14 protein-coding genes are annotated in these 20572 nt (G+C 72.9%); 9 read left to right on the plus strand and 5 right to left on the minus strand.

What is annotated here, in order from left to right:
- Window positions 1-562 precede the first annotated feature (562 nt).
- Window positions 563-1345 carry a TetR/AcrR family transcriptional regulator gene (locus tag KGD84_RS11185; protein WP_220560216.1) on the minus strand — a complete coding sequence of 261 codons (783 nt, stop codon included), beginning with the start codon at window positions 1343-1345 and terminating at the stop codon, window positions 563-565.
- Between the two features lie 117 nt (window positions 1346-1462).
- Between KGD84_RS11185 and KGD84_RS11190 the strand changes: the two genes are divergently transcribed.
- Complete coding sequence (locus KGD84_RS11190; protein ID WP_220560217.1) at window positions 1463-3673, plus strand: MMPL family transporter; 2211 nt, start codon at window positions 1463-1465, stop codon at window positions 3671-3673.
- A gap of 56 nt (window positions 3674-3729) precedes the next feature.
- On the opposite strand, the gene KGD84_RS11195 is transcribed toward KGD84_RS11190, so the two are convergent.
- A complete protein-coding gene (locus KGD84_RS11195; RefSeq protein WP_220560218.1) occupies window positions 3730-4536 on the minus strand; it encodes an AfsR/SARP family transcriptional regulator in 807 nt (268 codons plus the stop codon).
- 558 nt (window positions 4537-5094) lie between these two features.
- Between KGD84_RS11195 and KGD84_RS11200 the strand changes: the two genes are divergently transcribed.
- From KGD84_RS11200 to KGD84_RS11230, 7 genes are all read left to right on the plus strand, one after another.
- Entirely contained in the window at window positions 5095-6132 is a 1038-nt protein-coding gene (locus KGD84_RS11200) for a ScbA/BarX family gamma-butyrolactone biosynthesis protein (protein ID WP_220560219.1), read from the plus strand.
- A complete protein-coding gene (locus KGD84_RS11205) occupies window positions 6129-6797 on the plus strand; it encodes an HAD family hydrolase (RefSeq protein WP_255646450.1) in 669 nt (222 codons plus the stop codon). The genes KGD84_RS11200 and KGD84_RS11205 overlap by 4 nt, the downstream gene beginning before the upstream one ends.
- Complete coding sequence (locus tag KGD84_RS11210; protein WP_220560221.1) at window positions 6794-8422, plus strand: FAD-dependent monooxygenase; 1629 nt, start codon at window positions 6794-6796, stop codon at window positions 8420-8422. The genes KGD84_RS11205 and KGD84_RS11210 overlap by 4 nt, the downstream gene beginning before the upstream one ends.
- Before the next feature lie 144 nt (window positions 8423-8566).
- Window positions 8567-10894, plus strand: coding sequence for an MMPL family transporter (locus KGD84_RS11215; RefSeq protein ID WP_220560222.1), 2328 nt, complete (start codon window positions 8567-8569; stop codon window positions 10892-10894).
- A complete protein-coding gene (locus KGD84_RS11220; RefSeq protein WP_220560223.1) occupies window positions 10881-12062 on the plus strand; it encodes an alpha/beta fold hydrolase in 1182 nt (393 codons plus the stop codon). The genes KGD84_RS11215 and KGD84_RS11220 overlap by 14 nt, the downstream gene beginning before the upstream one ends.
- Window positions 12059-13243, plus strand: coding sequence for an alpha/beta hydrolase (locus KGD84_RS11225; protein ID WP_260697211.1), 1185 nt, complete (start codon window positions 12059-12061; stop codon window positions 13241-13243). Before KGD84_RS11220 ends, KGD84_RS11225 begins: the two co-directional genes overlap by 4 nt.
- Window positions 13244-13263: 20 nt before the next feature.
- Window positions 13264-15492, plus strand: coding sequence for an MMPL family transporter (locus tag KGD84_RS11230; RefSeq protein ID WP_220560225.1), 2229 nt, complete (start codon window positions 13264-13266; stop codon window positions 15490-15492).
- A 51-nt stretch (window positions 15493-15543) separates the two neighbouring features.
- Here the strand turns inward: KGD84_RS11230 and KGD84_RS11235 are convergent, their stop codons facing one another.
- Entirely contained in the window at window positions 15544-16005 is a 462-nt protein-coding gene (locus tag KGD84_RS11235; protein ID WP_220560226.1) for a MarR family winged helix-turn-helix transcriptional regulator, read from the minus strand.
- A 69-nt stretch (window positions 16006-16074) separates the two neighbouring features.
- Between KGD84_RS11235 and KGD84_RS11240 the strand changes: the two genes are divergently transcribed.
- Entirely contained in the window at window positions 16075-17166 is a 1092-nt protein-coding gene (locus KGD84_RS11240) for an NAD-dependent epimerase/dehydratase family protein (RefSeq protein ID WP_220560227.1), read from the plus strand.
- A 75-nt stretch (window positions 17167-17241) separates the two neighbouring features.
- Here KGD84_RS11240 and KGD84_RS11245 read toward each other — a convergent pair whose 3' ends face one another.
- The gene (locus KGD84_RS11245) at window positions 17242-19335 is read right to left on the minus strand and encodes a 3-hydroxyacyl-CoA dehydrogenase NAD-binding domain-containing protein (RefSeq protein ID WP_220560228.1); all 2094 of its coding nucleotides are present in this window, start codon (window positions 19333-19335) and stop codon (window positions 17242-17244) included.
- Window positions 19332-20531 (minus strand): thiolase family protein, encoded by a 1200-nt coding sequence (locus KGD84_RS11250; RefSeq protein ID WP_220560229.1) that lies wholly within the window; start codon window positions 20529-20531, stop codon window positions 19332-19334. The genes KGD84_RS11245 and KGD84_RS11250 overlap by 4 nt, the downstream gene beginning before the upstream one ends.
- Window positions 20532-20572 lie beyond the last annotated feature (41 nt).

Here is a 20572-nt window from a genome sequence, read left to right on the forward strand (position 1 = left end):
CGCTTGAGGCTGTGGTGTGCGGTGGCATGCCCGGGGCGGGATTGTGGGGTGTAGCCGCAGGGGAGGGCATGGCCTGTTCTCCGCCCACGTACGGCGGCACGCCCGGTGCGGGCGTCCCCTGGGGGTCGCTTGAGGCCGCGGTGTGCGGCGGGCCGCCCGGTGTGGGGATGCTCTGTGGTGTTCCTGTGCCGCCCGTGTTCACGGCGTAGGGCGGCACGTGCGTGTTCGGGTGCCCGGGGGCCTGTGTTCCCTGCGGCCCGTCCGGCACGTGGGGGTTCTGGTGGGGTGCCGGGGCTCCTGTGGTGTGCGCGGGAGGCGGTGTGCCTTGGGGGGTGTCCGGGGCGGGGGTGTTCCGGTGATCGGGGGCCGGGGGTGTGTTCCGCGGGGACGCGTGGACGGTGGTGCCGGGGACCCAGGGGGTGCCGGTGGACGGGCGGAAGCGCTCATCGCCGGGTCGGTTCTCCACGGGGTCGGTCCTCGCTCTCATGCCATGGCGCGCCGGCCAGGACCGGATCCACCCGGGGCGAATCCGGCAAGTGCCACAGACCTCTAAGTATGGGGCTTAATCGGACTTACCCATAGTAACTGTGTTGCTGCTTTCGGGTGATTCGTACCGAACGCCCAGGCCTGTCAGTACGTTCTGAAGCTCGGACTCGAAAAGTGGTTCCATGTCCCGCATCACGAAATCCAGGTGCTGGAAGATCTCCATGCACACCACCCCGTACAGCCGCACCCAGCACGAGCTGAGCACCATCACCGCCTCCACCGGTGTGCGCGAGTCCCCGAACCCGCACAGGTCCGCGAAGGACCGCAGCTCCCGCTCCAGCTCCGGCGTGATCGACCGCCCGTCGGGCAGCTCGAACCTCTCCTCGCGGACCAGCCGCTCGAACAGGGTGAAGAAGGTCGCCCCGAACCGCTTGCCCGCCTCCACCGCCGGCGTCAGGTCCACCCCCGGCTCCAGCCGGGCGCGCGGCCCGAACATGGCGGCGAACTCCGCCCGGTGCTCCACCGCCCACCGCCGGAACGCCCGGAGCGAGGTGATGATCCGCCGGTCGGTGTCCCCGGCCGGAACGCTGGCGTCGGCCGCGGCCACCGCGGCGGCCAGCTCGTCGAACATGTCCGCGGTGATGAGCACCAGCAGCGAGTCGATGCCCGACACGTAGCGGTACAGCCCCGGCGCGGTCATCCCCATCTCGCGGGCGATCGCGCGCAGGGACACCCCCGCGGCCCCGTGCTCGACGAGGTGGCTGCGGGCGATGCCCTTGATCTCGGCGAGTGTGGCCTCGCGCACACGCTCCCGCCGGCTCGGCACCCGCTCACCCTGCTCCAGCTGCGGTTTCGTCATCTGATGCGGTACACCCCGGTTTGTGGTCTTTCGTCGGTGATATTGACATCGTAATGCCTGCACGCTTTAGTGAACGCCGTTAACCGACATGAAGGCCGTTTGCCGAAAGGGCTGCTCATGCCAACGCACACGGGGCTTTTCGGTCGTCTGGGGCTCGGCGTCCACCGCTTCCGGTGGGCGGTGCTGGCCGCCACCGCCCTCTTCGCGGCCTTCGCCGCGGCCTGGGGCTCGGGTGTCTTCTCCGACGTCAGCGAGAGCGGCTTCGAGGACCCCGGCGCCGAGTCCTCGCGGGCCATGGACCTCCTCGAGGGCGAGCTGGGCCACGACGACGTCGACATCGTCGCCGTCTACCGCAGCGACGAGATCAAGGTCGACAACCCCACCTTCGCCGCGGCCGTCCAGCGCCTCGCCGACGGCATGCCCGGGGACGTCGTCGCCGACTTCGACACCTACCTCGACGAGGACCTGTCCGACACCGAGCGCGGCATGCTCGTCTCCGAGGACATGCACGCGACCTACATCCCCGTCACCCTCACCGGGGAGAGCCACACCGAGCGCCTGGAGCAGTACGAGTCCGCGGCCGGGCACCTGGAGTCGGGCCCGCTGGAGACCCACCTGGGCGGCCCCATCGCGGTCGAGCACGAGCTCTCCGAGACCGCCGAGTCCGACATCGTCCGCGCCGAGCTCATCACCATGCCCCTGCTGCTGTTCCTGCTGGTGCTGATCTTCGGCGGCCTCATCGCCGGCGCGGTCCCCCTGGCGGTGGGCGGCCTGGCCATTCTGGGCTCCCTCACGGTGCTGCGCGCCCTCACCCACGTCACCGACGTCTCGGTGTTCGCGGTCAACGTCGCCACCATCCTCGGCCTGGGCCTGGCCATCGACTACGGCCTGTTCATGGTCAGCCGGTTCCGCGAGGAGCTGGACCGGGGCCGGGGGGTGGCCGCCGCGGTCGGCCGCACCGTCGACACCGCGGGGCGCACGGTCGCCTTCTCCGGGGTCACCGTCGGCATCGCCTTCGCGGGCCTGTTGTTCTTCCCCCAGCCGATCCTGAAGTCCATCGGCTTCGGCGGCATCGCCGTGGTCCTGTTCGACCTGCTGGCCGCCCTGGTGTTCCTCCCGGCCCTGCTGTCGGTGGTGGGCCGGCGCATCGACCGGCTCCGGCTGCCGCTGCCCCGCCGCACCGTCACCGGGACCCTCCAGGAGGGCGGCTGGACCCGCCTGGCCCGCACCGTGATGCGCGGCCCGGCGGTGTCCCTGGTCGCGGTCCTCAGCGTCCTGGTGGTCTTCGGCTCCGGCCTGGCCTTCGCGCGGTTGGGCACCACCGACCAGCGCTACCTGCCCGAGGACGCGGGCAGCCGGATCGCCACCGAGACGGTCGCCGAGGACTTCCCGGCGGGCGGCCTGGGCCGCCTGCACGTGGCGGTGGTCGGCGACCCCTCGGAGGAGGCGCTGGAGGAGTACGCCGAACGCCTGGAGGGCCTGCCGGAGGTCGCCCTGGCCCGCGTGGAGCGCACCGGCGAGGGCGTCGCCCACGTCCTGGTCGCCTACCAGGGCGCGACCGACTCCGACGAGGTCAAGGGCCTGGTCGCCGACGTCCGCGCCGAGCCCGCCCCGGAGGGCGCCGAGGAGACCCTGGTGGGGGGTGTCGCGGCGATGCAGCAGGACAACGTGGCCGCGATCGTGGAGTCGGCCCCGGTCACCGTGGCGTTCATCGCGGGTGCCACCCTGTTCCTGCTCTTCCTGGCCTTCGGGTCGGTCGTGCTGCCCCTCAAGGCGGTCCTGATGGGCGCGCTGTCCCTGGGCGCCTCGCTGGGCGTGGTGGTCTGGGGCTTCCAGGAGGGCGGCTTCGCCGGCCTGCTCGGGTTCGAGCCGGTCGGCACGATCGACCCCACCTACCTGGTGCTCATCACCATCGTGGCGTTCGGCCTGGCCATGGACTACGAGCTGTTCCTGCTGAGCCGGGTCCGCGAGGAGTTCCTGCGCACCGGGGACAACACCCGCTCGGTGGCGGCGGGGCTCCAGCACACGGGCCGGATCATCACCAGCGCGGCGGTCCTGCTCGTGGTGGTGCTCCTGGCGATGGGCACCTCGGGCCTGCTGTTCCTGAAGATCATCGGCATCGGCCTGGCGATCGCGGTGTTCGTGGACGCGACCCTGGTCCGCGCGGTCATGGTCCCGGCCGCGATGCGCCTGCTGGGCGGGGTGAACTGGTGGCTGCCGCGGCCGCTGCGGTGGCTGCACGACCGCATCGGCATCTCCGAGGGCGGCGGCGAGGAGCCCGCGGCCCCGGCGCGGGCCGACGGCGGGCGCGTGCCCGCGGGGGTCTGAGTCGGGACCGGGCCCGCCGGGAGGGACTCCTCCCGGCGGGCCCGGCCGTACGCGGGTCAGGGGGCGTTCTGCAGGCGCCGTGCGCCGGCGATCGGCCGGTGCCTGCGGATGGCCTGGTAGAGGTCGTGCAGCTCGGGGCGGGGCGGAACGTTGAGCTCCCCCAGCATCCGCGTGGCCAGCACCTGGTACACGCGGACGGCCTCGGCCGTACGGCCCTCCTCGTACAGGGCCAGGATGAGGAGCCGGGCCAGGTTCTCCTCCAGCGGGTGATGCCGCAGCGCGTCGCGCAGCGGTCCCATCACCTCGGCCCGGCGGCCGGTCCGGAGGCCGACGGCGGCGTACTCCTCGAGCACCACCAGCCGGACGGTCTCCATGAACTCCCGCTCGTCGTCGAACGCGGGGCCGGACAGCTCGCCCAGGAAGGGGCCCCGCCACAGGGCCAGGGCGCGGCCGAACAGCTCGGCGGCCCGCACCTCCTCGCCGTCGTCGCGCATCGCGCGCGCGGCCTGGATCCAGGTCTGGAACAGGGCCAGGTCCGTCTGGCCGGCCTGGGGCACGAGCCGGTAGCCCGAGGGACCGCTCTCGATGGCGACACTCCTGTGCGGGGGCAGGGCGGCGAGGGCGCGGCGCAGTCCGGAAACGTACTTGTGGACCAGGTTGACGGCGTGGTTCGGGTGGCTCGGACCCCACACCATCGTGATGATGCGCTGGGTGGTCACGGCACGCTCGGCGTTGAGCGCGAGTGCCGCGAACACGGCGCGTTGTCGGGGGGCGCCCAGGGACAGGGGACCGTGCTCTCCGACGACCTCCAGTTCTCCCAGGACGGAAACGGTCGTCGGTGCCGCCTGCGTGGTTCTGATCATTCCGGAGCCCTTCCGGCGATTCTTGCGTTACCCGTCTCCAGCTTCTCGTGCACTCCGTTCCCGTTCGGTGCTCTCCGGCGTCGGTGGCGGAGGCCTTGCTCCGAAGGGGGCCGGAGTACCGCTCCGCGGCGGCGAGTGCCCGCCGCCCGTGTGCGGTGAGCCGATCATAAGCACGTGACCTGTACCTGTAAGTGACGGATAAGTCTCCCTGCGCCATCGCGGGGCGGCCCTTCGCAGGCGGGAACGTGGACCACAGGCTCCGAAGCCATCTCCTGTGTCGATCATCACAAAACACAGATGATCGGGCGAAATGATCAATTGCACGCGCATTTTCCCATGTGGACGCCTTGTGCGAAGTCAGAAGTGAAATTTTTTCACTGTGGGCCTTCAGGTCGTGCTCCAGGTCGCCTTCAGGTCGCCTCCGGATACTCGGTGCCGTGGCGGAGGCGGACCGTTCCCCGTCCGCCTCCGCCACAGGGGTCGCCCTCCTCACCGTTCCGAACCCCGTGTCCTCTCGGCGGAACGCCCGCCGAGGGGGATGTGAACGAAAGGGAAGACATGAACCGCACGACCACCGGGCCGCAGGCCACCGCGACGGCCGACGCCGCCGACCGGGACCTGGTCCACCTGGACCCCGACTTCGGGGAGCCCCGGGAACTCGACTACGACGCGACCGTCCCCCGGGGGCTGGTCCACCGCAACGCCGTCTCGGAGGTCTTCGTCACCGACTCCCGGCAGACCGGCGAGAACTCGTTCGACGTCGCCGCCCAGCTGCCCCGCGGGCACGTCATGCTGGAGACGCCCACCTACGACCTCCCGCTGATCCTGGAGGCCTGCCGGCAGACCGGGGTGCTCATCTCGCACCGGCACCTGGACGTCCCCCTGGACCGGGCGTTCATCATGCACCGCATGTCGCTGCACATCGGCGACCTCGACGGCCTGCGCCAGGGGCCCGAGCCGGGCCGCGCCCTGATCCGCACCGAGGCCGACGTCTACCGCAACCAGGCGGGCAAGCTGCGCGGCTACGACTTCCGCGCCGACGTCCTCATCAACGGGACCGAGGTCGCCAAGGCCACCGGAGCGCTCATCTTCGTGGGCCGCCCCGCCTACCAGGCGCTGCGCACCAAGGGCCGGGACGCCCTGGACTGGAGCGACGCGGCGGCGCCCCGCGCGGTCCCGGCCCCGCCCGCCGTGGTGGGCCGCCGCGACCCGCGCAACGTCGTCATCACCGACCCGGTCCAGCGCGGCGACGAGGGCTGGCGGGCCACCGTGGTCCCCGACCACGACCACCCGCACCTGTTCGACCACCCGCTGGACCACCTGCCCGGCAACCTCCTGATCGAGGCCGCCCGCCAGGTGGCGGTGGCCGCCGTGGCCCGCTCCGCGGGCCTGGACCCGGCGACCCTGGTCCCGGTCTCGGTGGACGCGTCCTTCTCCTCCTTCTGCGAGAACGACCTGCCCACCACGGTGGAGGCCGACCTGGCCCCCTTCCGCTCCGACGAGCGGTTCGGCCCGGTCGTCGGCGTGGACGTCCGGGTCAACCAGCAGGGCACGACCAACAGCTCGTTCCGGATCGAGGTGGCCCAGTGGGTGTGAACCGCATCGAGGCCGTCGTGTGCGACTACGGCGGCGTCCTCACCAACCCGCTCCACGAGACCCTGGAGCACTTCGCCCGGGCGGCCGGCCTGAGCGCCGACGCCATCCTCACGGCGATGGGCGCCGCCGCGGCCAAGGTCGGCGCCGACCCCATGGCGCTGCTGGAGGTCGGGGCCATCACCGAGGCGGAGATGGTCGCCTCCATCACCGCCGAACTGCCCGAAGGGGGATGGGCCTTGCCCGAGGACCGCACCTTCGGCGAGCTGTGGTTCGCCGGACGCACCGGCAACCACGAGTTCGCCGACTTCCTGCGCGGCCTGAGCATGGACGGCTACCGGCTGGCCCTGCTCACCAACAACGTCGTGGAGTGGGAGGACCTGTGGCGGGCGACCGTGCCCGCCGACGAGCTGTTCGAGGTCGTGGTGAACTCCGCGCACGAGGGCGTGCGCAAGCCCGACACCGAGATCTACGAGCGCCTCCTGGCCCGGCTCGGCCTGACCCCGGACCGGTGCCTGTTCGTGGACGACCTGGAGGACAACCTCAAGCCCGCCGCGGAGCTGGGCATGGCGACCGTCCGCTTCCAGGACAACGCCCAGGCCGTCGAGGAGATCACCTCGGTCCTGAAGGTCTCGGGGGCCCCGGCGAAGGCCGAGGGGGCGCGGTGAGCACCCCCGACCCGCACCCCCCGGTGCTCGTGGTCGGCGCCGGCCCCACGGGGCTGGCCGCCGCCTGCACCCTGCTGCAGAACGGTGTGCCCTGCCGCGTGGTCGAGCGCCGGGCGGGGGTGGCCGAGGAGCCCAAGGCCCTCATCCTGTGGAGCGGGGCCCTGGAGGTCCTGCGCCGCCTGGGTGTGGACCGGGAGGTGGTCGGCCGCTCCCTGCCGCTGGAGTCGGCGTCCTACTTCTCCGCCGGCAGGCGCATCGGCGGGGTCCGCTTCGGCGGGCTGGCCGACACGGCCTTCCCCGGTCCGATCTGCCTGCCCCAGCCCGGGGTGGAGCAGGCCCTGTACGACCGCCTGCTCGCCCTGGGCGGCTCCGTCGAGTGGTCCACCCGGGTCCACTCGGTGGAGCCGGCCGGGGACGGGGTCCGCGTCACCCTGGGCCCCGAGGGCGAGCCGCAGGCGGCGGAGGAGGTGGCCGTCCCCTGGGTCGTGGCCGCCGACGGCAGCCGCAGCACGGTCCGCGAGTCCCTGGGGGTGGCCTTCGAGGGCGACACCTACGACCGCGTGTTCCTGCTGGCGGACGGTGTCGTGAGCGGCCCGGCCCCGGCCCGGGAGGCCCAGTACCACCTCACCCCCGACGGGGTGCTCGTGGTGGTGCCGCTGCCCGGCGGCGGGCACCGGGTGTTCTTCGACATCGCCCCGGACGGGGAGACCGCCCCGCCCGACGACGCGCTGATCGCCCGCCTGCTGGCCGAGCGCGGCCCGCGGGGCCTGCGCGTGGACACCGTGTGGTGGCGCAGCCGCTTCCGGGTGCACGCCCGGGTGGCCCGCGAGTTCCGCCGCGGCCGGGTCCTCATCGCCGGGGACGCCGCCCACCTGCACAGCCCGGCCGGCGGCCAGGGCCTCAACACGGGCATCCAGGACGGGTTCGACCTGGCCTGGAAGCTCGCCGCGGTGCTGCGGGGCGCGCCGGAGGAGCTGCTGGACAGCTACCCGCTGGAGCGCCGCCCGACCGCCAAGGCGGTGGTGCGCAGCGCCGACCAGCAGACCCGCACCTGGATGGCGCGGTCTCCGCTGGCCCGGCTGGTGCGCGACACGCTGATGCGGACCCTGTCGGCCTCGGGGCTGCTGGAGAAGCGCCTGGTGCCGCAGCTGGCGCAGATCTCCCCGGACCTGTCGGAGAGCCCCGCCGTCACGGCGCCCCCCGCCGGTTGGCGGGCCCGTGACGCGGTGGGCGGCGCCCTGCCCGGGCGGCGCATCGGCGACGCCCCCCTGACCCCGGTCCGGGGGACCGACGCCACGAGCCTGCACGCGTACCTCGCCTCCGGGCGGCACGCGCTGCTGGTGGGCGGCGGTCCCGCGGAGCGCGTCCGGGAGGCGGCGGCCGCGCTGCGCGAGCAGGTCCCCGACGACGTGGACGTGCTGCTGCTCACCTCCGCCCCGGCCGAGCCGGAGGGCGACCACCACGTCGCCCGCCCGACCGGGGGCACCGGGGCCGGGACCGGGTGGGTGGTCCACGTCCGGCCGGACGCGGTCGTCTCCGCGGTCGCCGCGCTGGACGCCGACTGGAGGCCGGGGGTGTTCCTGGGCGGCGTCCTGCTGCCCGGTGCCGAGCGGTCCCTCAGGTAAATGATATGTGAACCCTATCGTTTAGGTTGATGATCGTCGCATGTTTATACAGTATTGTGGCGGCGACGGCACCCGTGATGGCGGCCGGAGGATTCCGGCCGCCATCGGCGGTTCCGCCCGCGAACGACGAACGGGGGTGACACGATGCTCGACGCACTGACCCGGCTCACCACGCGCAGGCCCTGGTGGGTCCTGGCGGCCGCGCTCCTCGCGGTGATCGGCGCGGTGGTCCTGGGCTCCGGTGTCGCCGACCGCCTCCGGGCGGGCCAGGGCACCGAGGACCCCTCCTCGGAATCGGCCCGGGCCGCCGAGATCCTGGAGGAGCACTTCCCCGACAGCAGGCCCAACCTGATCCTCCTGGTGACCGCCGAGGACGGGGTGGACGACCGCGAGGCCGCCGCCCGCGCCCTGGGACTGGCCGAGGGACTGGCCTACGAGGACGGCGTCGCCGGGGTCACCTCCTACTGGCAGACCGGCTCCGACGAGCTGAAGTCCGACGACGGCACCCGCGCGCTCATCGCCGCGCACGTGTCCGGCACCGAGGCCGAGGCGGGCGCGGCCGTGGCCGACCTCGCCGAACGCTACGGCGGCGACCACGGACCCCTCACCGTCGGCGTCGGCGGGCAGACCGCCGTCCTCAACGACATCGAGACCACCATCGCCGAGGACCTGGTCCGCTCGGAGGTGATCGCGCTGCCCCTGACGCTGCTCATCCTCGTGTGGGTCTTCGGCAGCGTCGTCTCGGCGTCCCTGCCCCTGCTGGTCGGGGTGGTGTCCATCATCGGCACCAACGCGGTGCTGTGGGCGATCGCCGGGTTCACCGACGTGTCGGTGTTCGCCCAGAACCTCACCATCGCGCTCGGCCTGGGCCTGTCCATCGACTACGCCCTGCTCATGGTCCGCCGCTTCCGGGCCGAGCTCGCGACCGGCGCCACGCCGGCGCAGGCCACGCTCACCACCGTCCGCACGGCGGGGCGCACGGTCGTCTTCTCGGCCCTGGCCATCTCGGCCGCCCTGGCCGGGATGCTGTTCTTCCCCCTGTACTTCCTGCGGTCCTTCGCCTACTCCGGCGTGACCGTGGTGCTGCTGGCCGCCCTGACCTCCCTGGTCGTGCTGCCGGCCGTGCTCACCCTGCTGGGCCCGCGCGTCAACGCGCTGGACCCGCGCCGCCTGCTGCGCCGGGGCTCGGCCCCGCCCCCGGAGGAGGCGGCCGACCGGCGCTGGGGCCGGCTGACCCGCGCGGTCATGGGGCGGGCCCCGGTCTTCGCCCTGACCGCCCTGGCCCTGCTCGTCGCGGTCGGGCTGCCCTTCCTGCGGGTGGAGTTCGGCATGGCCGACGACCGCCAGCTGCCCGCCGGGGTCGAGTCGCGCGAGGTCATGGACACCATCCGCACGGACTTCGGCTCCACCGCCACCGGCGCCGTCGACGTGCTCGTCCACCAGGCCCCGCAGGACACCGACACCGGACTGCTGGACGACTACGCCGCCGCGCTCTCGCGCCTGGACAACGTCCAGGAGGTCCGCTCCCCGCTGGGCGTCCACACCGACGGCGGCCACCTGCGCGAGCGCACCCCCGTGGACGCCCTGCGCGAGTCCGAGGACCTGGCCTACATCCAGGTCATCCCGGACGCGGAGGTCGAGGACATCTCCCTGGAGAGCCAGAACCTGGTCCGCGACATCCGCGCGGTCGGCACGCCCCTGGAGGTCTCGGTCACCGGCCAGGCCGCCGCGGTCGTGGACGCCCAGGCGGCCATCGCCGAGCGCGTCCCGGCCACCCTGGCCGTGGTCGTCGCCGCCATGCTGGTCCTGGTCTACCTGCTCACCGGCAGCGTCCTCCTGCCCCTGCTGTCGGTGCTGTTCAACGCGCTCAGCCTGACCGCCATGTTCGGCGCCGTCGTCTGGGTGTTCCAGGACGGCAACCTCTCCGGACTGCTCGGGTTCACCCCGACGGGGTTCATCGACACGGCCCTGCCCGTCCTCATGTTCTGCATCGCCTTCGGGCTGTCGATGGACTACGGGGTCTTCCTGCTGTCCCGGATGCGCGAGGAGTACGACCGCACCGGCGACCACCGCACGGCCGTCGAGCTCGGACTCCGGCGCACCGGCGGCATCATCACCGCCGCCGCGGTCGCCCTGGCGGTCGTCCTCGTCGTCATCGGCGCCTCCCGGGTGACCAACACGATGATGCTCGGCTGGGGCGTCGCCCTGGCCGTCATCGCCGACGCCACCGTCGTGCGCTGCCTCCTGGTGCCCTCGGTCCTGCGCATGACCGGCGCCGCCACCTGGTGGGCGCCCGGCCCGCTGCGCCGGTTCCACCGCTTCTTCGACGCCACCCTGGGCGAGAACGCGGCCGAACCCGGCCGCGCCGCCGCCGACCGGCGGGACCCCGCGGGGCCCGCGCAGACCCCGGCACCCGAACCCGGTGCCGCACCCGCCCGAGAGACCGCGGAGGTGGCCCGTGCCCGGGACTAGGAACACCCTCATCGCCGCGGGCGCGGTCGCCGCCGTGGCCGCCGCCGCGCTGGTCCTGCTCCCGTCGGGGGAGGACGGGCCGTCCGCGGCGCCCGAGCCCACCGCCCGGGAGCGCGCGCAGGCCACCGCCGAGCGCATGGCCGCCGCGGACATCGTCGACGTCCCGGTGAGCTTCACCGTCACCAACCGCAACGGATCGCGGCTGCCCTGCAACAGCGACGGCGGGGAGTACACCCTCCGGGGCCACCTCACCGGCCCCGCCGACGCGCTGGAGCAGGACGACCCCGCCGTCACCGTCTACCAGCACGGGCAGGCGGCGGGGGAGTGGTTCTGGCGGCTGGACGAGCCCGGCTACCACCACACCGAGGAGATGGCGCTGCTGGGCCACGTCTCCCTGACCCTGGACCGGCTCGGCTACGGCGGCGGGCGGCCCGACGGCCTGGCCATGTGCCTGGGGTCGCAGGCCGACATGACCGCCCAGGTCATCGAACAGGTCCGCGCGGGCGACTACACGCTGGGGGAGGGCGACGGCGGCTCCGACCGGGTGCCCGACGAGCCCCCCGCCTTCGACACCGTCGTCCTGGCCGGGCACCACAGCGGCGCCCAGATCGCCCAGATCACCGCCTACTCGTTCGACGGACCGGCCGCCCCCGACGCGCTGGCCCTCATGGCCTGGAGCGGCACCGGCGTGACCGACCGCGCCAACGCCCGCTTCTTCGGCGGCCTGGCCTCCTGCATGCAGGGCGGAGTGCCCGCCGAGGCCGAGGCCGGACCGCCCGACCCCGACGGCGCGGACGCGGCCGGATACACCTACGTGGACGTCGGCCGCACCTCCTACACCCGGGCCAACTTCCGCGACCCCGCGACCCCGGTGGCCGCCCTGGCCGCCGGCCTCCAGGACCGCACGCCCTGCGGCGACCTGGGGACCCAGGTCGAGGCGCTGGCCACCGACACCCGCAACCTCCACCGCGTCGAGGTGCCCGTCCTCTTCGCCTTCGCCGACGCCGACACCCGCGTGTCCGACGGCGCCGACCACGCCGGGCTCTTCACCGGGGCCCCCGACACCGAGACCGTCACGGTGGCCGACGCGGGCCACTACCTCGTCCTCGAACCCGGGGCGGCCGAGCTGCGCACGTCCCTGGCCGACTGGCTGGAGGAACAGCGGTGAACACCACCGGAGCACCCCCGCACCGCACGTCCCGGCGCCGCCTGCGCGCCGCGGCCCTGGCGGCCTCCCTCCTGCTCGCCGCTGCGGCGGCCACGGGCGCGGCGGCGCGCGAACCCTCCTCGGGCCCGGCGGCCGCCGCCGGGCCCGCCCCGGCGGCGGACCCCGCCGCCCACCGGACCCCCCGCGAACCGGCCGTGACCCCGCCCGGCGTCGTGGACCTGGCCGTCGAGTTCACCGTCGACAACGTCAACCGCACCCGCGGCCAGTGCTCCGCCGACGGCGAGGAGTACACGGTCCGGGGACACCTGACCGCCCCCGAGGAGGTCCTGGCCGCCGACGCGCCCGCCGTCGCCCTGCTCGTCCACGGCACCAACACCGGCGAGTGGATCTGGCGCCTGGACGTCGAGGGCCGCAACTACGTCAACGAGCTCGCCGAGCGCGGGCACGCCTCGGTCACCATCGACCGCCTCGGCTACGGCTCCAGCGACATCCCCGAGGGGTTCGCCAGCTGCAGCGGGGCGCACGCCGACATCGCCCACCAAGTGGTCGAACAGCTGCGCGCGGGCGACTACCGCGTCGAGGGCGACGACCCGGTGTCCTTCGACACCGTCGTCATGGGCGGCCACTCCAGCGGCGCCCTGGTCGCCGAGAGCGTGGCGGTCTCCTTCGGCGGCGTCGACGGCCTGCTGCTCACCGGCTGGGCGGCCGTCGGCATCACCGACGACACCAACCGCCGGTTCCTCACCGCCTACCGCACCTGCCTGGAGGGCGGCGAGGAGCACGGGTCCCCGGGCGATCCCCGCGGCTACGTGTACTTCGACCCCACCCTGGAGGACTTCACCGAGGGCGGGCTCGGCCCGCACGCCGACCCGGCCGTCGTCGCCGAGATCGAGGGGCTGTGGGGCCGCAACCCCTGCGGGGTCATGGTCTCCGAGCCCATGGCGATCCTCTACGACCTCGACCTGATCGGCGAGATCGACGTCCCCGTCCACCTGGTCTTCGGCGCCCACGACGTGCTGCGCCAGGGGGTCGAGGGGTACCCGGGCCTGTTCACCTCCAGCCCCGAGGTCACCGAGACGACCCTCACCGACGCCGGACACTTCGTCACCATCGACGCCGGCGCGGAACTCCTGTACGACACGGCGGCCGAGTGGATGGACCGGCACGCCCCCACGACCTGACCCTGGAAGGCGAGAGCACCATGGCAACCTCATCGACCACCGCCTCACCCCCGGGCGCCGGCGGCACCGGCGGCCCGCCGCAGCGCCCGCCCCTGCTGGCCCGCCTGGGGGAGGGCCTGGCCCGCCGTCCGGGCCGGGTCATCATCCTGGCGATCGTCCTGACGCTGCTCGGGGTGTTCCTGGCCGCCGGCACGATGGACCGGCTGCTGCTGAGCCGCTTCGAGAGCCCCGGCTCGGAGTCGGCGCTGGTGGAACAGCGCCTGGAGGAGGGCTTCGGCACCGGCAAGCACCACTTCCTGCTCCTGGTCACCGCCCAGAACGGCGACGTGGACGACCCGGCCGTGGTCGAGGCCGCCACCGCCCTGGAGGAGGAGCTGGCCTCCCGGGAGGGCGTCGCCGAGACCGCCTCCTACTGGGGCCGCGGCGACTCCCCGGCGATGCGCTCCGAGGACGGCTCCCAGGCGCTCATCACCGTGCGCATGGAGGGGACCGTCACCGAGGCCCGCACCGCGCTGGGCGAGATCTCCCCGGACTTCACCCGCGAGGACGACGTCCTGCGGGTGGAGGTCGGCGGCGGCGACGAGATCTTCCGCCAGGCCGCCGAGCAGGCCCAGGCGGACTTCCTGCTCGCCGAGGCGATCATCTTCCCGCTGGTGTTCGTGCTGCTGTTCGTCATCTACCGCCGGCTCTCGGTGGCCGCGCTGACCCTGGGCATGGGCCTGTTCTCGGTGATCACCACGCTGGCCCTGCTGCGCGGGGTCACCTACATCACCGATGTGTCCACCTTCGCCGCCAACCTCACCCTGGTCATGGGCGTGGGCCTGGGCGTCGACTACAGCCTGTTCGTCATCAACCGGTTCCGGGAGGAGCTGGCCCGCGGCCGGGAGGTCCCCGAGGCCGTCGCGATCGCGGTCGCCAAGGCCGGGCGGACCGTCGCGTTCAGCGGCCTCACCGTCGCCGTCGCGCTGTCGTGCCTGATGCTCTTCCCGTTCCCGTTCCTGCAGTCCTTCGCCTACTCCGGCATGGGCACGGTGCTGACCTCGGTGTTCGCCTCCCTGGTCATCCTGCCCGCCGCGCTGGCCAAGGTCGGCCACCGGGTCCGGCCCAAGCGCGAGCCCGACCCCGACCGCGGCTGGTGGCACGACACCGCCCTGCGGATGATGCGCCGCCCCGTGCTGTGGGGCCTGCCCGCCCTGGTCGTCGTCCTGGTGCTGGCCGCCCCGGCCGTGGGACTGAACTTCGGCCTGCCCGACGCCCGGGTGCTGCCCCAGGGCAACTCCAGCCGCGACGTCCAGGACCAGATCGAGACCGGGTTCGCCCAGGAGGAGATGGACGCCGTCCAGGTGGTCGTCGACCTGCCGGGCGCCGAGGCCCAGGACGCGTCCGCGAGCGACTACGCCGCCGAGCTGTCCCGGGTGGAGGGCGTCTACCAGGTGGACGCGCTCACCGGGCGGTACGTGGACGGACAGCAGGTCGCGGGCCCCGAGCCGGGCGCGCAGGAGCGGTTCGGCTCGCCCGAGGCCACGTGGTTCTCCGTGGTGCCCGAGACCGAGGCGATCTCCGACGGCGAGGACCTGATCGAGCGCATCCGGGACGTGCCCGCGCCGGCCGCCGCCGAGATCGGCGGCTACCCGGCCGACCTCGCCGACTTCCGCGCGGCGCTGCTGGGGCAGGTGCCCCTGGTGTTCGGGCTCATCCTGGCCATCACCTTCGTCCTGCTGTTCCTCATGACCGGGAGCCTGCTGCTGCCCGCCAAGGCGATCGTGCTCAACGTGCTCAGCCTCGCGGTGATGTTCGGCGTGATGGTGTGGATCTTCCAGGAGGGCAACCTGTCCGGGCTGCTCGGGTTCACCGCCAACGGGACCCTGGAGACGACCTTCCCGATCCTGATGTTCTGCATCGCGTTCGGGCTCTCCATGGACTACGAGGTGTTCATGATGTCCCGGATCAAGGAGGAGTACGACCTGACCGGGGACAACACCCGGGCGGTCGCGGCCGGGCTGCAGCGGAGCGGTCCGCTGGTCACGGCGGCGGCGGTCATCCTGGCCGCGTCGTTCGCCACCTACGCGGTGTCCGACGTGCTCTACCTGATGATGCTCTCGATCGGGATGGCGGTGGTGATCATCGTGGACGCCACGCTCATCCGCGGGGTGCTGGTGCCGGTGTTCATGCGCCTGGCGGGCGACGCCAACTGGTGGGCGCCCGCACCGCTCAAGAGGCTGCACGCCCGGTTCGGCATCTCGGAGTAGGGGGAGTGCCGCCGGGGGCCGCCCCTCCCGGGCCCCCGGCGGACCCCCGGGTCACTCGTGCTTGGTGACCCGGGGGTGGGCGTCCAGCAGGCGCCCCGACAGCTCGTGCAGCACCGTCCGCTCCTCCTGGGAGAGCGGGGCGAAGAACTCCTCCTCGGCGGTGGACACCGCCTCACGGGCCTTCTGCAGCAGCAGGGCGGACTCGGGGGTGGGCGTCACGATGTAGCGCCTGCGGTCCTTCGGGTTGCGCTTGCGCTCGGCCAGCCCGCGGGACTCCAGGTCGTCGATGAGGCCGACCATCACGTTGGGGTCCACCCCCAGGGCCCGGCTCAGCTCCTTCTGGGAGGGGTCGGACATCGCCTCCGCCGCGGCCAGCACGTGGAACTGGCGGGCGGTGATCTCCTGCGGCCCGAAGATGTCGAGGGTGACGGCCTGGACCAGTTCGCCCAACTTGATCAGCCGGTAGCCGGTCGTGTGCCACAGGGGCGTCTCCCAACCCGACGCGTTCTCCATTCCGGACCGCCTTAGAAATTCATAAGCCGAAATTATTATCTCGTTACATGATAGTTGGGATGTGACATCATGGCGGACACGGAAACGCCACGACTTCCGAAGCGGGACCGCTCCCTGGTGACCGGGGCCACCGGCCTGCTGGGCGGCAACATCGTCCGACTCCTCCTCGGCCTGGACCAGGAGGTCGTCGCCCTGGTCCGGGACATGGAGCGGGCGCGCCGCCTGCTGCCCGACGACCCCCGCCTCCACCTGGTCCGCGGCGACGTCACCGAGCCGTCCACCTACCGGGGGCACCTGACCGGGGTCGACGAGGTCTTCCACACCGCCGCCTACTTCCGCGAGTACTTCCAGGACCCCACCCTCACGGCGCCCCTGGAGAGGATCAACGTGCAGGGCACCGAACAGGTCCTGAGCGCGGCCGCCACCTCCGGCGTCCCCGTGTTCCTGCACACCGGCTCCATCAACACCATGGCCCTGCGCGGCCCCGAGCGCCCCGCCGACGAGTCCACCCCGCCCCCGGAGAAGTACGCGCGGCCCGCGGTGTCGGACACCTACCCCACCAGCAAGGTGCGCGCCGACCGGGCGGTCGCCGCCATGGTCCGCTCCGGCCGGACCGGGGACACCCGGGTGGCCACCGTCCTGCCCGGCTGGATGTGGGGCCCGGGCGACGCCGGACCGACCTCCGCCGGCCGCCTCTTCCTCGACGTCGCCAAGGGCAGGGTCCGTGCCATCCCGCGCCTGCACAACTACGTGGTGGACGCCCGCGACGTCGCCTACGCCTGCGTCGCCGCCGCCCGGGTGGGCACCGCCGACCGCTACGTGGTGGCCGGGGAGAAGCGGTCGCTGCCCGCCCTGACCGACACCGTCGCCGCGGAGACCGGGGCCCGGGCGCCCCGGTCGGTCCCCGCCGGCCTGGCCACCGCGGCCGCCGCCCTCATGGAGCTCAGCGCCCGCCTCCGCGGCGGGGAGCCCACGGCCACCCGCGAGGGCGTCCGGGTGCTGCGGGAGGGGGACGCGCGCAACATCAGCTCCGACCTGGCCCGCCGCGAACTGGGCGTGGGGTTCCGCCCCGTCGCCGAGACGGTCACCGCCATGGGCGCCTGGTACCGGACCCACGGCATGCTGCCCGCCGGGCAGGCGCGCGCCGGATCCGTCCGCTGACCCCGGGCGCACGACGGGCCCGGCCCCTTCCCGGGGCCGGGCCCGTCCCGGTCTCCCGGGCGGTCACCGCGGAGGTCAGACGGCCTTCGGGTCGCCCTCGTGGAACCGCTTGCCGTTGACGGCCTCGGACACCCCGACCTTGTCCAGGTAGGGGGTGATGCCGCCGGTGTGGAACGGCCAGCCCGCACCCGTGATCAGGCACAGGTCGATGTCGGCGGCCTCGGCCACGACGCCCTCGTCCAGCATGATCCCGATCTCCCGGGCCAGCGCGCGCAGCGCGCGGTCCAGGATCTCCGGCTCGGTGGACGGCGCGTCCCCGCCCGCGAACAGCTTCTTCACCTCGGGGTCGATGGTGAAGTCGGGGGCGAAGATCGCGGTCTTGCCCTCCTTGACGATCTCGCCCAGCTGCGGCGACACCGCGAAGCGGTCCGGGAAGGCCTCGTGCAGGGTCTCCGACACGTGCAGCGCGACGGCCGGGCCGACCAGCTGCAGCAGCATCAGCGGCGACATCGGCAGGCCCAGCGGGGCCACCGCGCGGTCGGCCACCTCGGGCTCGGTGCCCTCGGACACCGCGCTCAGGACCTCGCCCATGAACAGGGTGAGCAGGCGGTTGACCACGAACGCCGGGGCGTCCTTGCACAGGACGGCGGTCTTCTTCAGCTTCTTGGCGACGGCGAACGCCGTGGCCAGGGCGGCGTCGTCGGTCTTCTCGCCGCGGATGATCTCCAGCAGCGGCAGCACGGCGACGGGGTTGAAGAAGTGGAAGCCGACGACCCGCTCGGGGTGCTCCAGCTTCGAGGCCATCTCGGTGATGGACAGCGAGGAGGTGTTGGTGGCCAGGATCGCCTCGGGGGAGACCACGGCCTCCACCTCGGCGAACACCTGCTGCTTGACCTCCATCTTCTCGAACACGGCCTCGATGACGAAGTCGGCGTCCGCGAAGGCGTCCTTGGTCAGCGAACCCGTGACCAGGGCCTTGAGGTGGTTGGCCTTGTCCTGGTTGACGCGCCCCTTCTTGAGGAGCTTGTCGACCTCGCTGTGGACGTAGGCGACGCCCTTGTCCAGGCGCTCCTGGTCCAGGTCGGTCATGACGACCGGCACGTCCAGGCGGCGGGCGAACAGCAGCGCCAGCTGGCCGGCCATCAGGCCCGCGCCCACGACGCCGACCTTGGTGACCTTGCGGGCCAGCGACTTGTCCGGGGCGCCGGCGGGCCGCTTGGCGCGCTTCTGCACCAGGTCGAAGGCGTACAGGCCGGCCTTGAGCTCGGGGCTCATGATGAGGTCGGCCAGCGCCTCGTCCTCGGCGGCGAAGCCCTCGTCCCGGGTGCGGGTCCTGGCCTCGGCCACCAGCTCGACGGCGCGGGCCGGGGCCGGGGCGGCGCCGTGCAGCTTGCCCTCGACCACGAACCGGGCCATGTTGACGGCGTTGTCCCAGGCCTCGCCCTTGTCGACCGCGGGGCGCTCGACGGTGACCTCGCCCTTGACGACCCTGGCCGCCCAGCGCAGGGACTCCTCGACGAAGTCGGCGGGCTCGAACATCGCGTCGGCGATGCCCAGCTCGAACGCCTGCGCGCCCTTGAGCACCTTGTTCTGGGCCAGCGGGTTCTCGATGATGACCTTGAGGGCCTTCTCGGCGCCGATCAGGTTCGGCAGCAGGTAGGTGCCGCCCCAGCCGGGCACCAGGCCCAGGAAGGTCTCGGGCAGGGACAGCGCCGGGACGCCGGAGGAGATGGTGCGGTAGGTGCAGTGCAGGCCCACCTCGACCCCGCCGCCCATGGCCGCGCCGTTGATGAGCGCGAAGGTCGGCACGTCCAGCTCGCCGAGCTTGCGGAACACGTCGTGGCCGAGCCGGCCGATGGCCAGCGCCTGCTCGCGGTTCTGGATCGCGGGCACGCCGCTGAGGTCGGCGCCGACGGCGAAGATGAACGGCTTGCCGGTGATCGCCACCGCCACGATGTCCTTGCGGGCGCGGGCGGCCTCGATGGCGGCGTCCAGGGCGAGCAGGCCGCCGGGGCCGAAGGTGTTGGGCCGGGTGTGGTCGTGGCCGTTGTCCAGGGTGATCAGGACGGCGGTGCCGGCACCGTAGGGGAGCTCGATGTCACGGGAGATCGCCTTGGTGACGACCTCGTCCTTGAACAGCTCGCGCGCAGCGTCCAGTGCGGTGCTCACTTGCCCCCCTCGTAGTTGGTGTTCTCCCAGAGCACGGTGCCGCCCATGCCCATACCGACGCACATGGTGGTGATGCCGTAGCGGACGTCGGGACGCTCGGCGAACTGGCGGGCGAGCTGCATCATCAGCCGCACGCCGGAGGAGGCCAGCGGGTGGCCCAGCGCGATGGCGCCGCCCCACGGGTTGACGCGGGCGTCGTCGTCGGCGATGCCGAAGTGCTCCAGGAAGGCGAGCACCTGGACGGCGAAGGCCTCGTTGATTTCGATGAGGCCGATCTCGTCCATCGTGATGCCCTGGCGGGCCAGCAGCTTCTCGGTGGCCGGGACCGGGCCGACGCCCATGACCTCGGGCTCGACACCGGCGAAGGAGAAGTCGACGAGGCGCATCCTGGCGTCCAGGCCCAGCTCCTGCGCGACCTCCTCGGCGGCCAGGATGGCGCCGGTGGCTCCGTCGTTGAGGCCGGCGGCGTTGCCGGGCGTCACGTTGCCGTGCGCGCGGAAGGGGGTCTTGAGCCCGGCCAGGGACTCCATGGTGGTGCCCGGCCGCGGCGGCTCGTCCTTGGTGGCCAGGCCGTAGCCCTGCTCCAGGGAGCGGACGACGACCTCGACCAGGTCGGGCTGGATCCTGCCGTCGGCGTAGGCCTTGGCGACCTTCTCCTGGCTGCGCACCGCGTAGGCGTCGGCGCGCTCCTTGGTGATGGAGGGGTACCGGTCGTGCAGGTTCTCGGCGGTGTTGCCCATGACCAGCGCGGACGGGTCGACCAGCTTCTCGGAGAGGAAGCGCGGGTTGGGGTCGACGCCCTCGCCCATCGGGTGGCGGCCCATGTGCTCGACGCCGCCGGCGATCACCACGTCGTAGGCGCCGAAGGCGATGCCCGCGCCGGAGGTGGTCACGGCGGTGAGGGCGCCGGCGCACATGCGGTCGATGGCGTAGCCGGGGACGCTGCGCGGGAGTCCGGCCAGGATCGCGGCGGTGCGCCCGATGGTCAGGCCCTGGTCGCCGATCTGGGTGGTGGCGGCGATGGCCACCTCGTCGATGCGCTCCGGGGGCAGGCCCGGGTTGCGGCGCATCAGTTCGCGAATGACGCGGACGACCATGTCGTCGGCGCGCGTCTCGGCGTAGAGGCCCTTGCCTGACTTGCCGAACGGGGTGCGGACCCCGTCGACGAATACGACATCGCGGGCGGTTCGCGGCACGATGGCCCCTCCTTCTCCAAGGTGTGGGTGGACTTTCGAGC

The sequence above is a fragment of the Nocardiopsis changdeensis genome, assembly GCF_018316655.1.
In the GTDB taxonomy this organism is placed as follows: Bacteria; Actinomycetota; Actinomycetes; order Streptosporangiales; family Streptosporangiaceae; genus Nocardiopsis; species Nocardiopsis changdeensis.

Excerpts from the sequence above, each read along its gene's own strand:
- KGD84_RS11185 (WP_220560216.1), bottom strand. The coding sequence starts at position 1,345 with ATGACGAAACCGCAGCTGGAGCAGGGTGAGCGGGTGCCGAGCCGGCGG.
- KGD84_RS11190 (WP_220560217.1), top strand. The coding sequence starts at position 1,463 with ATGCCAACGCACACGGGGCTTTTCGGTCGTCTGGGGCTCGGCGTCCAC.
- KGD84_RS11195 (WP_220560218.1), bottom strand. The coding sequence starts at position 4,536 with ATGATCAGAACCACGCAGGCGGCACCGACGACCGTTTCCGTCCTGGGA.
- KGD84_RS11200 (WP_220560219.1), top strand. The coding sequence starts at position 5,095 with ATGAACCGCACGACCACCGGGCCGCAGGCCACCGCGACGGCCGACGCC.
- KGD84_RS11215 (WP_220560222.1), top strand. The coding sequence starts at position 8,567 with ATGCTCGACGCACTGACCCGGCTCACCACGCGCAGGCCCTGGTGGGTC.
- KGD84_RS11230 (WP_220560225.1), top strand. The coding sequence starts at position 13,264 with ATGGCAACCTCATCGACCACCGCCTCACCCCCGGGCGCCGGCGGCACC.
- KGD84_RS11235 (WP_220560226.1), bottom strand. The coding sequence starts at position 16,005 with ATGGAGAACGCGTCGGGTTGGGAGACGCCCCTGTGGCACACGACCGGC.
- KGD84_RS11240 (WP_220560227.1), top strand. The coding sequence starts at position 16,075 with ATGGCGGACACGGAAACGCCACGACTTCCGAAGCGGGACCGCTCCCTG.